Source organism: bacterium (assembly GCA_020444325.1).
Classification (GTDB): Bacteria; Bacteroidota; Ignavibacteria; order SZUA-365; family SZUA-365; genus BM516.
The window spans coordinates 595,111-611,267 of sequence record JAHLLD010000001.1 but is presented as its reverse complement, the minus strand read 5'-3'; the positions used below and the strand labels follow the sequence as shown (position 1 = coordinate 611,267).

At 58.0% G+C, this 16,157-nt stretch carries 12 protein-coding genes; 6 read left to right on the top strand and 6 right to left on the bottom strand.

Annotation, left to right across the window (positions count from 1 at the left end; translation table 11 throughout):
• Positions 1–7: 7 nt before the first annotated feature.
• From KQI65_02470 to KQI65_02445, 6 genes are all read right to left on the bottom strand, one after another.
• Positions 8–787 carry a DUF92 domain-containing protein gene (locus KQI65_02470; protein MCB2203587.1) on the bottom strand — a complete coding sequence of 260 codons (780 nt, stop codon included), beginning with the start codon at positions 785–787 and terminating at the stop codon, positions 8–10.
• A complete protein-coding gene (locus tag KQI65_02465; GenBank protein MCB2203586.1) occupies positions 787–1,224 on the bottom strand; it encodes a hypothetical protein in 438 nt (145 codons plus the stop codon). The genes KQI65_02470 and KQI65_02465 overlap by 1 nt, the downstream gene beginning before the upstream one ends.
• 6 nt (positions 1,225–1,230) lie before the next feature.
• Positions 1,231–1,752 (bottom strand): hypothetical protein, encoded by a 522-nt coding sequence (locus KQI65_02460; protein ID MCB2203585.1) that lies wholly within the window; start codon positions 1,750–1,752, stop codon positions 1,231–1,233.
• Between the two features lie 8 nt (positions 1,753–1,760).
• Positions 1,761–3,029, bottom strand: a complete 1,269-nt coding sequence (locus KQI65_02455) for an NAD(P)-binding protein (protein MCB2203584.1) — start codon at positions 3,027–3,029, stop codon at positions 1,761–1,763.
• A gap of 105 nt (positions 3,030–3,134) precedes the next feature.
• Positions 3,135–4,253, bottom strand: coding sequence for a DUF2235 domain-containing protein (locus tag KQI65_02450; protein ID MCB2203583.1), 1,119 nt, complete (start codon positions 4,251–4,253; stop codon positions 3,135–3,137).
• 205 nt (positions 4,254–4,458) lie between these two features.
• Positions 4,459–4,938 (bottom strand): hypothetical protein, encoded by a 480-nt coding sequence (locus tag KQI65_02445; protein ID MCB2203582.1) that lies wholly within the window; start codon positions 4,936–4,938, stop codon positions 4,459–4,461.
• A 258-nt stretch (positions 4,939–5,196) separates the two neighbouring features.
• Here KQI65_02445 and KQI65_02440 point away from each other — a divergent pair, with 258 nt between their 5' ends.
• From KQI65_02440 to KQI65_02415, 6 genes are all read left to right on the top strand, one after another.
• Positions 5,197–6,111 (top strand): NAD-dependent epimerase/dehydratase family protein, encoded by a 915-nt coding sequence (locus KQI65_02440; protein MCB2203581.1) that lies wholly within the window; start codon positions 5,197–5,199, stop codon positions 6,109–6,111.
• Between the two features lie 121 nt (positions 6,112–6,232).
• On the top strand, positions 6,233–6,799 hold the full coding sequence (locus KQI65_02435; GenBank protein MCB2203580.1) for a hypothetical protein: 567 nt from the start codon (positions 6,233–6,235) through the stop codon (positions 6,797–6,799).
• Positions 6,800–6,971: 172 nt separating this feature from the next.
• Entirely contained in the window at positions 6,972–8,513 is a 1,542-nt protein-coding gene (locus KQI65_02430) for a DUF1800 domain-containing protein (GenBank protein MCB2203579.1), read from the top strand.
• A gap of 11 nt (positions 8,514–8,524) precedes the next feature.
• Complete coding sequence (locus tag KQI65_02425) at positions 8,525–10,063, top strand: DUF1501 domain-containing protein (protein MCB2203578.1); 1,539 nt, start codon at positions 8,525–8,527, stop codon at positions 10,061–10,063.
• A gap of 10 nt (positions 10,064–10,073) precedes the next feature.
• The gene (locus tag KQI65_02420) at positions 10,074–14,147 is read left to right on the top strand and encodes a choice-of-anchor D domain-containing protein (GenBank protein MCB2203577.1); all 4,074 of its coding nucleotides are present in this window, start codon (positions 10,074–10,076) and stop codon (positions 14,145–14,147) included.
• Positions 14,148–14,151: 4 nt separating this feature from the next.
• Positions 14,152–16,107 (top strand): OmpA family protein, encoded by a 1,956-nt coding sequence (locus tag KQI65_02415; GenBank protein MCB2203576.1) that lies wholly within the window; start codon positions 14,152–14,154, stop codon positions 16,105–16,107.
• Positions 16,108–16,157: the final 50 nt, after the last annotated feature.

Here is a 16,157-nt window from a genome sequence, read left to right as displayed (position 1 = left end):
TCCGGCGCTACAGGAACAGTGCGGCTCCGGCTACCGTGAGGATACATGCGAGCAGGTTGACCGCGTCGTTGGTGATATGGCGGCTGCCCCGCTGCAGATGTGCCGGCATGCCGCAATGCAGCGCCCGCTCGGTATAGGAGTCGCACTGCTGACAGTGATACTGCGCCTGTACGGTGGCTCCAAGCAGACTGTCGAGCAGGCTGCCGAACATGCCGCCTGCGACGATGAGGAGATAGGTTTCCAGGGGGAGAGGAATGAAGAAGAATGCGGTGGAAGTCACCACGGCCGCGCCGAACGCGCCGCCCACCGTTCCTTCGATCGTTATTCCACCTGATGTACCGGCAGCGACCTTTTGTCCGGTCAGTATGCTCCGGGGCGTTCTGCGGCTCAGCACACCGAGCTCAGTTCCCCAGGTGTCGGCGGTCACCACCGCAGTTGCGACGAGGGAAAGTACATACCAGGATGGATGCGTGAACAGCGCTGCGGCAATGACAAGCGCGCCGACCACACCGCCATTGGCGGCAACCTGTCCGGCATCCCTGCTTCCCCCTTTCTCAAAGACCGTGTCGAAGCGCTTCTTTGCGTTTTTTCGCCAACTGGTCAGCAGACTCGACAGAAGGAAAAAAGTGAAAATGGGAATCGTCCATTGCCATCCGCCGAATCCGTACACCACGGTGGCGAGTACGAAGGTGGCAACGGCACCGGAATACCGGAGCATGCGCAGGAAATATGCAGGCACGGCGACGAATGCGCCGAGTGCGGCTCCAATGAGAATCTGCTGCAGCATCAGTTCGTTGTCCCGTCCGTCGTCGTCGCGGCTTTGAGCGCGGCGACAAATTGGGGGGCTTTACCGGTTTTGAAACCGACGATGATGCGTCCTGAGCGATCTTCATGGAAATCCGCGGCTTCGAAGGAGAACTCGATGCGGTCTTCTTTCGGGAGATCGACGGTCAGCAGACGGAACTTGGGGTGATCGAGGAGAATATTGATGATACGCTGGCCGAAAGCCTGGGCGAGCACCCGTCGCCGGGTGATGACAAGAAACCCGGTCATTCCCTCGGCCCTGTGCTTGAAGCGTTTCCCGGGTGCGCGGAAGTCTTTGAAAATCACCCATCCTGGGACATTCTCATCCTGGACGAGGATCTCCTCCGCCTCGAGTGTTGCGCGTATGGCCGCGGGGATGCGACCGAGCCGGAACAGCTTTGACAGAAAGGCGAATGGCATGTGAACTCAGTGCATCGGCAGGGGCAGTGTTCTCAGATAAATATCGTCGATCCAGACCGTGCCGCTTCCATCGATAACGAGGTTCAAACGGACATTGGTCGGGTTCTGTCCTTTCTTGAGAAAGAACGGGGTTTCCACAATGCTCCATGGAATGTTGCCCGTCCACGGCGCATTGAGACCGCGAGAGAAGAATTCGCGTCCGTCATCAAAGACACACCACATTTCGAGATATGCCATACCGTCGAGATCACGGGATTTGACGGCGGCCTGGTAGATCAGCATCACGTCCTCCGCGTCGATATCCCCGGTTTCGTACAGGCGTACGGTCGTGGGTGTTTCGACGGTGATACTCAGCGAACCGGCTCCGTCGTAACTGTTGTCATCGAGCAGGATGCGATTCTTCGAAATAATGTTGTCCACATTGTCGGCCGGGTAATGCCGGATGACGCGGACTTCTCCCTGATCCGAACATGCGGAGAGCAGAAGGGATGAAGTGAGCAGGAGAGAAAGGAAGGAAAATTTGCGCATGAAAATCCTCAAATGTCTCTGGCTGTTGGCTGTCGACGGAGGGAAAAATCTTCGGGAAACCGCACCGAGGAACTCCACCATTTTTCCGTGCTGCTGCTGTCGGCAGAAGACAGATCGAGCGGATTCCAGATAAAGGCCTGTTCCATCTGATCACCGAGCGCCATGAGGCGGCGTCCGATGACAATTTGCATGGCGTCCCACTGAAGTAATGCCTGATCAATATTGCCGGTGTCTTCCAGGGCGTCGATCAGACTGCGAATATTGTTGTATCCCTTGAAAATACCCGATCCGGTGAACGGCTGAATGACGGCACCGGCATCGCCGATCAGGCACATGCGATTCCTGTAATAGGAAGGCACCTCGGCCGTATAGATGAGATGCGCGTAAGTATCACTGCTGCGTGCGATGATATCCGCGTAATAGGTGGGGAGGTTTTCACGGGCCATGTGCTTGAGGCGCTGTTCTTCTTCCGGACGCATACTCCCCGGAGGGAGCATCCCTTTGTAGGGCATGCCGTTTTTTCCCGTCATGAACGAAGGGACATGTTCCTCACGCAGGGGGACGTACACTGCCCAGTTACAGATGCGTTTGCCGGGGGTGGTATCGCCGTCGTAACCAGGAATGAAATACATGACGGTATTCCCAGGTTCACGCTGATGCGAAAGGCGCGGGACGGCAGCTTCAAGTGGCGCACTGTCATCGATCTCTGATTCCGGCAGCAGTCCCCTCCAGAGAATATAGCCGCGGTACTGCAATGCGCTGTCCGGAAAGAGCAGGCTGCGTCCGAGAGAATGCGCGCCGTCGGCGAAAATGACGAGATCGAAATCCTTGCTTTCGCCGCTTTCGAGATGAAGGCGCACCTGACGATTGTCGAGCATTTCCGCAGAGGCGACGGGCACGCCCGCATGATAGGACGAATCCGGTACGCGCGAGCGCAGGGTTCGCCAGAGCGCACTCCAGTGGAAGGTCTGCAGATCGAGGGGCATGCTCCAGGGCGAGTTCCCCAGCTTCTGCTGCTGTTCCCCTTTCCCGATGAAGGGCATGAGGTCCATCGTGCAGTGCGGGAAATCTTCATCAATGATACCGTTGCGTATCAGCGATTCGAGCACGATCCCCGTCGTGCCGATGCCGCCGCCGCGTCCTTTCAGATCTCCGTTGGAACGTTCATAAACGGTGACCTCATGTCCGGCGCGTTTCAGGAGGATGGCTGCGGAACAACCCGCCAGCGAACCTCCGACAATACCGATGTTCAGCGTGGGTTGCAGAATGATCTCCATATATCTGTTGCGACGGCGATGCCTCTCCAAAATGCTGTGCCATTCTTACAAACGCAAACAGCGATATACGGCGATGGTTGATCGTTTCCGTGCTGGTGCAGGCGGTCAGGGCTTGTCCACCGGGAGGTGTTCAATCCCGTAGGCCAGGTTCCGGGGATTGACGGTGTGCTTGTTCTTTCGCGCGCGCCAGTGGAGACTGTCATGCACGAATTCCTCGCAGCCGCTTACCCGCGTCCCGTTCACATCCCGGTGTTTGCCGCCGATGGGACGCGGGTAGCGCCAGCGGAAAATCGCTCCGAAAATCCTGTACATCAGTTTATAGGAATGGACGATCTCCGCATCGGGATTCGCCTGGATGCGATCGGCCTGCTCCATCCAGTCATCGAGCAGGCGGAGTCCATGCCGGGTGGCGTTGTTCATCATCCAGATCAGGGCGCCATCCGACAGTCCGCAATCGAGATAGCCTCCGCCCACGTTCGAGTGCGCACCGGCGAACCAGACCTGCTTCATGACCTTGCAGACATCGTCCTTCTCGGTCCACACACTTGGTGCGAAGGGTTTGCGCAGCTCATCCACCGCGAGCGCGTGGTAAGCGTACTGAATATTCCCTGCACGTGTGTCGTGGAAGCCGACCCATGAACGCGTAATGCGTCCCAGCAGCGGCGTCGGCGCTCCGAGAGCCCCCACCGTATCCCACACGCCCATGAAGGTGATTGGGGGTTTGCGGTTCGTGCCGATGATGGAGGTGATCTCATCGTATTCCGGCAGATCCTTGCGCCGGGATTTCGCGGTGCGATAGTAGTTGTAAAAAAGAGGAAAGAACTTCAGGGATCCTTTTGGGAGGAGTCCGACGGTATTGATCAATCCCCCGAGAGAGCGCACGGTATACGCGCCCCGGCTGAAGCCGAAGCACCATATTTCGTCGCCGTCCCTGTAATTGTTTGCAAGAAAGCGGTAAGCCTGCTCGATGTTCTCACGGATTCCGTGGCCGGTAAATCCCCCGACGTACTTGTCGAACAGTCCCGCCGTTCCGACACCACTGTCATAGTACACGATCTGATCCTGGCCGTGTTCGTCCAACGGCGCGATCGATCGTACGGTTTTCACGACATTTGTGCATTGCTCGCGTTCTCCGAGCCGCTGCACACCTTTCCCCGGAGAATTCCAGGTTCCATCGCAGCAGATGATAAGTCTGCGTGGAGAGGAGGAACTGTCAACAGACATACCGCCCTCCACTTTCGGATGCATGGTGCATTACAATACTCCTTCCCGCTGCACAGGCGATGTGCGCGAGTAAAAAAATCATGTTGCGGATTAGCGTCTGCGGGAAAATACGCCACGCATCGGTGAGAGGCAACGTAAGAAAGGGCAGGCGTTTCCTGAATCCGGATGATCCAAGGCGGTGGAAGGAGTAGGCTGTATCCTGTGCTCAGGGAAGCTGAACGAGCGGGAATTTGCGATCGAGAACTTCCAGCACCTCGGGAAAAAGCTTCATGTCGAGTGCGGCGTTCGAGTGGTGTGAGCCCAGTATGGTGTAGCCGCGGCCGTTGAGAGTGACGGCGATCGCTTTCTCGAGTCCCGCAGTTCTGTCGCGGTAAGGAACATGCTTGTCCCAGTTCTTCTGTTCCGGGAACAGCGGTCCGATGGCCGTCATCTCGAAGCGGCAGTCTTCGGGACGCACCTTCAGTGCCATCAGCTGACGCGACATGGAATTCCCCTTTGCGTTCTCGCTGAAATCCAGGTGCTGTCCAACGCGGTGGAACGGTGATGCAGCGTTGGGCGATGAGCTGTCACCTGTCCTTCCCACGTAAATGTAGCGTCCTGAAGGACCCCGGATATCCCAGACATAGAGCCAGAAACCCCGCGTGAGCACTGCGCCGTCGAATGACATGGTATAGGATGGTAACATACGCCTCTCGCTTCCATGAAATGTGGACAATTCATATACTTTATCGCCGTAAGTATCGCAAATCGTTCGCTTGATTGCAATGCCTGTCTGCGTCCGCAATCTTTACCACGGGCGGAATTCCTGGCGCACGGAGAATGCGTCCCGGGAATGGTTTGTTTTTTACGTGAGAAGGCGTGAGGTTTACATGTCAATCCCAACACCACTGCCTGCGGAAAACCGCGACAGGAACAACTGCTGAAGAACAGAGGAGTTTGTCAAATGCATACAATTCTAGGTGCCAACGGCGTAATCGGGCACGAGATTTCCCATTATCTCTCGTCACAGAAGGTGCCGGTACGGCAGGTAAGCAGAAACCCGCGAAAGGTGCACGATACGGATGAAACGCTGTTGGCGGACCTGCTCGATGCGGCTGCGACGGCACGGGCGGTTGAGGGCAGCGACGTCGTGTATCTCGTGGCGGGACTCCAGTACAAAACCCCGGTATGGGAAGAACAATGGCCGCGCATCATGCGCAACACGATTGACGCCTGCAAGCGCCACGGCGCACGTATGGTGTTTTTCGACAACGTGTATGCGTATGGACTCGTGGAGGGGGCGATGACGGAGGAAACGCCATACAATCCCTGCAGTAAAAAGGGTGAGTTACGCGCGCGCATTGCAACTACGCTGCTCGATGAAATCTCCGCGGGAGAACTGCAGGCAATGATCGTGCGTGCGGCGGATTTCTACGGTCCGCGAGCCCTCCTGAGCATCACGCATGCCATGATATTCGATCGCATCCGCCAGGGGAAGGCGCCGCAGTGGCCGGGACGCTCCGACAAGGTTCACACGTTCACCTATACGCCCGATGCCGGCAGGGCCACCGCAATGCTGGCCATGCGTGAGGATGCCTACGGCCAGACCTGGCATGCGCCCACGACAGCCGAAGCGCTGACGGGAAAGGAATTCGCCGGACTCGCCTGTGAACTTGCCGGCCGTCCCGCGAAACTGCAGGTGGCTCCGCGGTGGATGCTGCGCGTGCTCGGACTCTTCATGCCCGTCCTTCGCGAAAACGATGAAATGATGTACCAGTACGAGCACGACTACCGCTTCGATAGCAGCAAATTCACCACAGCCTTCGGCATGGAACCCACCGCCTACCGCGACGGCATCGCCGTGACACTGCAGTCCTGATAACACAACGACGCAGCTTACAAATCCGGTCTGCAGTCCAGCCCTGCAGACAGATGTTTCTTGACAGCACTGCTCTGATTCCGTATTGTACAATTCAACTCATTTTGGAATTGGAGGAGCTATGACTTCATATAGATTGAAGACACTGATATTCTGCGCCATGCTCGTGATGTTTGCGGTGCCTGCGCAGGTGTATGCATCGGCGATGGCGGCACGATCCGGTCCCGATGAAGAGGTATTCAAGGCGTGGATGTACCTGTGGGAGCAGTCCACTTCGAAATTCTCGGAAATCATGACGGCGGAGGACTGGAAAGCTGCCGCGAAGGGTCGCTATCTGACTTCTTTCGGGAAGGTGGAATTCAGCAAGAAATACGATATCCCTGAATTCGAGAACGAGCGCGCGCGCGTGGCAGACTATTCTGGCGACGAACCGGAGTACCTGATTTCGGCGAAAAAGGAGTTCTCTTCAGACGAAGCATGCCTGGCATACTATCACGCACTGCTCGAAGGCTTTTCCGCGCTTCTGGCCGGTGATGGCATCGACATCTCCGAGCACGACGATCATGTGTTTTTCAAGGACAGGGAAGATGCGTTCTATCGCCGCATCTATGTGAAACGCTATCTCAAAGCGGACAGAGGGAATCAGCCGCGCGTGCGTGTTTCCGTTCGCGTCGAATTCCCGAAGTAACAATTCTCATCCCTGTGTGTTTATTCTCAGTCTGATACCTCCCCAAGCCCTCCATTGCAATCGACAATACCCTGTGTCGACGCATTCAGGCAGGTATCACGGATATTCTTGATTGGTTTTGGGTGATATTCTGAGGTATTTTTTATGCAGAAACTGCATATGAGGATTGCGCATGGCTGAGATTGCTGTACAGTCGGATGGGGGAAGGGGCATACGGGTACGCCGCAGGCTGCCCCCGATGCTATATGGAGTGGAGCGAAGGACGGCAGCGGGACTCGAACCGTATATCCCCACGCCGCAGGAGCCGTGGGACCGGCGGCGTGCAGCGCATTTGCTGCGTCGTGCGGGTTTTCTGCCAACGTGGACGGAAATCAAGTCCGCCGAAAGCATGCAGCCCGGCGAGCTGGTCGATGTGCTGTTGCAACCCGTCGGTGCGCCGTCTGCCCCGGGATCGTGGGTTGGGGAACTGCAGGCGCAGCCCACCACGGCGGAAGAGGAAAACGCATACCGGCAGCAGAACAAATCGTGGATGAATGCGCTGCGTGCGTGGTGGACGCAACGGATGGCGGGCAGCGGCATGAACATCACCGAAAAGATGACGCTGTTCTGGCACCGGCACATCACCACGGAAGCGGGTGTTGTGGAAATCCCGCAGTTCCTCTATCAGCAGAACGCACTGTTCCGCTCGTACGCACTCGGGAATTTCCGCGATTTGATGAAGGATGTGAACCGTGACCCCGCCATGCTGCGCTATCTCGACGGCGCCATTTCCATCGCAGGCAATCCCAATGAGAACTATGCGCGCGAACTCATGGAACTCTACACCATGGGTGAGGGGAATTACACCGAGCAGGATATCAAGGAAGCGGCGCGCTGTCTGACCGGCTGGCAGCTCGATGAGTTCACGGGCTATGACGCCTCATTCAGTCCCCTGCTGCATGACGCGGGAAACAAGACGTTTATGGGACGCACGATTGTGGGACGATCGTCGCTCGACGGACGCTTTGAGGGAGACGAAGTGGTGGATATCATTTTCGACGATGACTCCGTCGCGAAATTCATCTGCCGCAAGCTGTATTCCTTTTTCGTCTATGACAATCCCGAGGCGGTTGACGGCGAGGTGGTTGAAGCCATGGCACAGCTGCTGCGCGACAACAGCTACGATATCTATCCGGTCGTGCAGACGCTGCTGAAAAGCGCACATTTTTTCGACACCGTCAATATCGGCGCAATGATCAAATCGCCGGCCGTGTTTTCGGTCGGACTCGCCCGGCAGCTCAATGCAAATCCCGGAGGCGACCGTCTGGTAGCGGATATGAAAACGCTCGAGGAACATCTGCTGTATCCGCCCACGGTGGCGGGATGGGATGGCTACAGGACCTGGATCAGCACTACCACGTATCCCTACCGCAAGTCCTTCGCCGAGCGCTTCATTACAGGACAGTTTCCAGGCGGGTCTTCGCAGACGCCTATGGATATTGTCGCCTGGGGAAAGACGTTCGACAACGTTTCGGATGCCAACCAGCTGCTCGATGACATGCTGCTGCTCCTGCTTCCGGTCGAAGTGTCGCAGACACGGCGCGACGGCTACCTGCAGACCATGCTGGGAGGGGCGCCGGTGTATGAATGGAATATCGATGCGCCGAACGCCGACACGAATCTTCGCAACCTGCTGACGCGCATTGCGTCGGCTCCAGATTTTCAACTGCACTGAGAGGGGGACGCATGAAACGACGCGAATTTTTTTCCCGCGCTATCGCTGCCTCCGCCGGAGTCGCATCCGTACCGCTGTTCTTCCGCGGCATTCCGGTGCATGCCGGCAGCTACGGTGCGATCGGATCGGGACAGCTTTCGGAAAACGATAACGTCCTGGTCATCATTCAGCTGTTCGGGGGGAATGACGGACTCAATACTTTCGTCCCCTATACCAATCAGCAGTATTATCAAAATCGTCCCACCCTCGGCATTTCTCCGCAGGAGGTGCTGCGCATCGCGAATCCCACCATGGGCTTCCACCCCGACATGACGGGCATGCGCAATCTCTTCGACGCAGGTAAACTCGTTGCCGTACAGGGGGTGGGATATGAGAATGCGAACCGCTCGCATTTCCGCTCCGAAAATATCTGGCTGACAGGCTCCGGGGCCGGAAGCGTTCTGGACACGGGCTGGCTGGGGAGATACCTGGAAATCACGCACCCGACATACCCGCTGCAACTACCGCCCGATCCCTTCGCGGTACAGATCGGCGGCACACTTTCGCTGATGCTGCAGGCGGACAGAGGAAACATGGGTATCACGCTCGCGGATCCCGAGACTTTCTTCCGTCTGGGCCGCAACCAGGTCGATGAAGCCGTGCCAGGCGGAACGCCATACGGAGAAGAATACCTTTTCGTGCGTGCCATCAAGGAACAGAGCGATGTGTATTCCCAGCGCGTCAACGATGCGTTCACCAGTGGCACGAATGTCGGGAATTACTCGGGCAGCTCACTCTCGCAGCAGCTGCGCCTCGTGGCGCGCCTGATCAGCGGGGGTTTGCAGTCGAAAGTGTACATGGTGTACCTCGGGGGCTTCGACACGCACAGCAATCAGGCGTCCGCGCACGCGCGCCTGCTGCAGAATCTTTCGTCCGCAGCCGAGGAATTCGTCGACGACCTGAAAAACCAGGGACTGGGAAAACGCGTGGTCGGCATGACCATGTCGGAATTCGGTCGCCGCACACGGGAAAACGGCAGCAGCGGCACGGATCATGGGACGGCTTCCGTGCAGTTTCTCTTCGGGGAGTCGGTCAACAGCGGCGTACTCGGACAGGATCCCGATTTCGATGTGACCGACAACAGCGGCGATCTTCTGCATGATTTCGATTATCGTCAAATCTATTCCGAGCTGCTGGAACACTGGTTCGAATTGCCCGCAGATGACGTGACGCAGCTGCTCGGGGGACGCTTTACCCCGCTGCCACTCGTGCGTACAACCACGGCGCAGCATGATGCTGCCGCGCCGCTCGGTTTTTCGCTCTCGCAGAATTATCCGAATCCCGTTGCCAACGGACACACCACGATTCCCTTCACCCTTGCCGGTCGCGCAAATGTGGAACTGCTGCTTTACGATGTACGCGGCAGTCTTATCGCCGCCATCGCGCGTGGCAGCTTTGAAGCGGGACGACACGAAGCGGTGCTGCAGTCGCAGGGATTGCCGGCCGGTGTGTACTACTATCAGCTGCGGGTCGGGACACAGAAAGTGAGCCGCAAGCTGGTGGTACGGTAGGAGGATGCTGTTGACACGCAGACATTTCGTCGCCCCTCTACTCCTGCTTCTCGCGCTGCCGCAATTGCTCACGGCGCAGTCGACCTGCGACAGCGATACGCGCTGTCTCGGCAATGCACTGCGTTTTTCCGGGGGAAATCTCGACTACGTGGACGTCTTCACCACACCCGCACTACGCTCGGTGGATTCAACCCGGGCGATGACCGTGGAGCTGTGGATGCGCGTAAGCCGGCAGTCCGGCGTGCGCCAGTATATCGGGGGCGAATGGGGTCCGCGCACCGATACCGACGATCGCTGGCTGCTCTTCATTGACGAAAGCGACTCACTGGTGTTCACACTCAGTCCGGACGTATCGCGATTCGGAGACTTCGACAACACCACGATCAAAACCGCCATGCGCTATGACGTATGGATGCATGTCGCCGCCATGTGGGATGGAGGTACGCAGCAGGCGCGGCTGTTTATCGATGGTACACTGCAGGCACAGGGACGCAATGCGGATACTCCGCTCACGGCAATGCGCGCGACGATGAGCTACCTGCAGTGGGGAAGTTTCAACGGACAGACAAACGATCCGTCGCTGCAGCGACCCCTCACCGGTGAACTTGACGAAATACGCATGTGGAATCGCACGCTCGGTGAGGCCGAGCTGCGTTGCCTGCGCTATGCTTCGCTGCAGGGCGATGAGGCGGGACTGATCCTGTATTTCCGCTGCAACGAAGCGGGAGGAGACGTGCTCTGCGACGCCTCGGATTTCAATGGACGCGGCAACCGGCGCGGAACGCTTCGATTTGTTCCATCGACGCGTATTGTCCCACAGTCCGTCTTTATCACCCCCGCCGCCTTTTCCCTTCCACTCGGCTGCACCGCCGACACGACTCTCACCGTCACGGTTACCGATACTTCGTCCTGTGCGCAACAGGTCGCACTCTCGCTCAGCGGGCCCGACGCGGGACAGTTTATCCTGGGCAGCAACTTCCTGACGCTGTCGCAGAATCAGCCGTCAACGGTGCAGTTGCAGACGCAGCTGCGTGTGACCGGAAACATACGTGCGACACTGAATGTCACTCCGCTGAACAGTTGCAATCCCGCATCGGTTATTCCCATCGATATTCAACGTCGAACGCAGCTGACACCGACGCCCGGACGCGTGGTGTTCGATACGCTGTTCGGCTGCGTGAATCAGAGCACAAGCGATACCACGCTGCAGATCTGCAATACCAGCGGAGGACCCATTACCGTGACGTCGCTGCTGACTTCTTCACCGGCGTTTACCGCGGTACCGGGTGGAGGCTGGACGCTGCCTGTCACGCTGCAGCCGGGTGACTGCCGCGATGTGCTTCTCAGTTTCGCTCCGGCGGATACCGGCAGTTTCGTCGATACGCTGCTGATTGCGTCGGATGACGTCTGTCCCGGCAGTGGACGTGTGCCATTATTCGGGAGGAATGTTGACATTGCTCGCCTCACGCTTTCTTCGATCAGCTTCGACCGCCCGAATCAGCCCTGTCGTCGGTCCCTCAACCTGGCGGAACAGTTTTACCTGACGAACCGCACGAACGAGCCCTTCGTGGTCGAGGCTATCGAATTCAGCAACCCGGTGTTTTCCACCCCCACCACTCTGCCGTTCACCGCGCGGGTGGGACGATCACATCGCATGTACATTCGTTTCCAGTCGTCGGTCGAGGGATACTACACCGACACGGCGCGCATACGCATGAATTTCCGCGGCTGTATTGTGTACAGGGACATCCCGCTCGATGGACGCATTGTTGATGTGCAGCTGTCCGCCCGCGACTCGCTCGTACAGTTCGGAAATGTGATCGTCGGACAGTCGGCAACCCTGCCGGTGACGATCGACAACAACGGTATCGATACGAGAGACGTATTCATGTACCTCAGTTCAGGCCGCGTGTTTTCGATCATGGGCGGGAACCGGGTCAACATCGCACCTGGCAGCGCTGCAACGGTGAACGTGAACTTTCGTCCGCTCAACCCGGTATTCTACCGCGACACACTGAATTTTCAGGACGTCGGCTGCCAGATCATCAAACGCGTAATTCTGGAAGGGAACGGGGTGTTCGGCTCGTTGGTGTTCGATCCCGGTTATCTGCAGGCGGGAAATGTGATCAACTGCCAGTGCAGGCAGGATACGGTGACAGTGACCAACAATACCGGCGCCGCACTGACGCTGCGCAGCGTCAGCATCACCGGGTCGGTGAAATTCACTTTCCTCCCGCCGCTTCCCGCGACGAATGAAATTCTTCCCGTGGGGGGACAGCGGCAGTATATCATTCAATACTGTCCCGCAGGCGCACCGGATTTTGTGACGGAAACCGCCGATCTCGTATTCGATACCGACGGACCGGAAGGCGAGCTGCGCATGTTGCTGACAGGGACGAATATCGAACCGAAGCTCACCATCGACGCCATGACGAATTTTGGGGATGTGGAGGTCGGTACCACGCTGACCCGTGTGCTGCGGATTACCAACCCGAGTCCCACTCCCGTCGTCGTCGACGCCATTCCCCCGCTGCCCGCCGGCTTTACCGTACTCAGTGCCGTGCCGCCCATAGGAAGCACCCTGCAGTATCGCGACACCATGCTGGTAACGGTGGAATTCGCGCCGTCGAACAACACGACATATGGAGGCGGCATCGCCGTGCAGTCGGGCAATCCGTGCACGGTGGAAGCGAACGGACAGCTGCAGGGACGCGGCATCATCATCCCGCTTTTCGTCCCATGGTCCACCATCGTCTTCACCGAAGCCACACGTTGCGATAGTGTGCTGCGCGTGATCGGACTGGTGAACGACGGCAGCGTGCCCATCACCATCGACTCGATCTGGATTACGGGAACGGACGCTGCGGCCTTCAGCTGGAAGGGACGCACCTTCAGCGGATTGCCGCCACGGGACACGCCGCCACATTTCGCCGACAGCATAGACATCAGGTTTTTCCCCGCGCGCGTGGCCAGCGTACAATCCGTTGCGCAGCTGCACGTTGCCGCAACCACGCGGCTGGGACAGCAGGTATACAGCATCAATCTCGTCGGGTCCCGCGTGCTGCAGTACATCCCGAGCATCGCATCGGTGGTATTTCCGGCGACACCGGTGCTGACGGCAGCCATGCCGGTCAGTGTCACTTTTCAAAATCCGAGTTATCTCGATGCTCTCATCATCGATAACGTGAGCTTTGTGCCCGACCAGGGCGTGTTCGCCTACGCAGGAGCGCTTCCGCTGAGCGTTCCGCCGAGGGCATCGCGCAGCCTGGATTTTCTCTTCAGACCCCGCGCCGCAGTTGCCTACGATGCCCGCATCCGTCTCGTTACGCGCGTCAGCTGCGAGGAAGTCGATACCACACTCTCCATCACCGGCAGCGGGTACACACCGCCGTGGCTGATCACGCTTTGCATGGACACGACCATCACTGCGGACATCGGGGAAGTACTGAGGCTCCCGGTCTTTCTCAATCGCGATATTCCACAGAACCCGCTCGACCTGGATTTCTCCATACTCTTTCACCGTCGCGCGCTCGAGTATCTCGGCTTCGAGCCGGTGTTTACCGCCCGGCCCGTGCGCGATACCCTGCGTCCTGACGGTGTACGAATCGCCCTGCGCGACAATCAGCAGGTGACCTCGGGTCCCGTCGGCTGGATTTCCTTCCGTGTGGCGGCATCCGACCGCATGCAGTTCGTCATGCGCACCGACAGTATCACTTTTGCATCCGATTCCACCCTCTTCATCGCACTGTTCGGTGACGGGTGCATGACGCCCATCACCATCAATCCCCGCTGCGGCATCGACAGCATCTCCATCAGTGAAAACCGCGACGCGCTCGAGCAGAACTACCCGAATCCTGCTTCCGCCCTGACCACCATCGAGTTCGAGACGGTGGAGGATACGCCGGTGCGCATCGCACTGCGGGATGCTCGCGGACGCGAGGTCGCCATACTCACCGACACCTGGTATACGCACGGACGCTATCAACTGACGTACGATGTCAGTGGACTTTCCAGCGGTATCTACAGTTACGAAATGCGCACGCGCACCTACCGGCAAACGCGCGTCATGGTTGTGGTGGAGTAGCAGCATGAGAAGGAGATTATTTCATCTTTCCATCCTTTCCATTTTTTTCATCATCGCGACGCCAGCCGCGAAGTCCCAGTCCATCTGGCACCTCGGGTTGCGCGCGGGCTATGATCGCGTCTGGCATGACACCTGGCAGGATGTGCGCGCTTCGGAAGGAGAATGTGGCGCGTTCACGTCGGGCAGAGGCGAAGGAATTTCCGTCGCGCTGGTCGGCGAAGTCGAACTTCTCGAATGGCTGCGCGGAAGCGTGCGACTCGGATACGCTCCGCGCGGGGGACGCCTCAGCACGTATTGTGATAACGGTATCATCGTACCCACAGGAGAGGACAACACCTTTGCTCCGCTGGTCCGCGAGTACACGAAAGACGTCGAACTCGATTATCTGACGTTTGAACTCGGCGGGAAAATAGCGCCGCTGTCATTTCCCCTCTTTGTTTCCGGGGCGTTCAGGGTGGGACTCCCCGTTGTCGCCGCATCATGGGCACAGGAAGAGCGCATCGTTTCGCCCCAGGGGGCATTGTATCCCGGTTTCACACGCACACGCTCGAACGGCAGTGGGGAGTTCGATGATGCGCAGCTGCGCAGTGCTCTTGTCGGTGGAATAGGGTATACGCTGAAGCTCAGCGGCGGGATGGAATTCTCACCGGAGCTGCTTTACTCCTGGCCAATCTCTGACGCCACGACAGGATATGACTGGAACATCTCCGCGCTCTCGGCAGGGGCATCGCTGACCTGGCGCATTGAGCCCGGCGTGGAGGAACCGCCTCCCGCCGCACCCGCTCCACCGCCACCGCCACCCCCGGCGCCGAAGCCGCCGGTGGCATCCATCGGAAGCAGCACGGATGCGGAAATCGATATTGTCGAAACCTTCGTCACGGAAACCTTTCCACTGCTTCCGTATGTGTTCTTTGAGAAAAACTCCGCCCGGCTTCCGGACAAGTATCGCATCATGGACGCGCGCAATACCGCGGCCTTTACTGAAAGTGGACTGCCCAGAAAAACCATGGCGATATACTATCATCTGCTGGATATCGTCGGACGCCGGCTGCGTCTGAATCCTGAAATTCGCATCACCCTCGTCGGATCGACGGACGACAAGGGCGAGGAACGCGGGAATACGGATCTTGCCTACAGCCGCGCAAACACGGTGCGCAGATATTTCATCGATGTATGGGGAATTGACAGCAGCCGTATTGCGCTGAGTACGCAGAAGCTGCCGCAGATGCCATCGAGCCAGGCCTATGCGGAAGGCGATGAGGAAAACCGCCGCGTGGAAATCATGTCGGAATACGATGAAGTGTTCCGTCCCGTCGTGCATGAACACCTGAGTGAATACGACATCACCCCCCCGGAAATGGAATTGCTGCTCGGTGCAGAAGGCACAGCGGCGATGGAGCGCTGGTCGATGACGGTGCTGCACGGCGAGGAAGCGGTGGCATCCTTTGAGGGAAAAGGCGCTCCCCCCGCGAAACTGCGCTGGCAGCTCGACGATTTGCTTGCAGCGCGCGTGCGTGGAGAAGACGCGCTCACGGCAGAACTGAAGGTGAAGGATACGCGGGGACTGACAGCGGCATCGTCGATGGTGATTCCCGTGCACAAAAAACAGAATTCGTTTGAAATCGGGAGGCTGTCGCTGATCGTTTTTGATTTCGACCGCTCCGATATTCTTCCGCACAACCGCCGCATGATCCGGCGTTTCGTCGGGGAGGCCATCAAGTCGACATCCTCGGTCGAGATTACCGGTTCCACTGACAGGCTGGGGGAGGCGGATCACAACCAGCAGCTCTCTACTGCCCGCGCGGAAAACGTCAAAGCGCTGTTGCTTGAAGAAAAGCCGTCCTACAGGAAACTCTCCGCCCGCGGCATCGGCGAGGCGCCGGAACTCTACGACAACGATTTACCAGAGGGGAGATTTTATTGCCGCACCGTCGCGGTTGAAGTCAAGACGCCGATATGAAAAAGGCGCCCTCGAGAATATTTCGAGGGCGCTTTCACTTTGCGACAGAC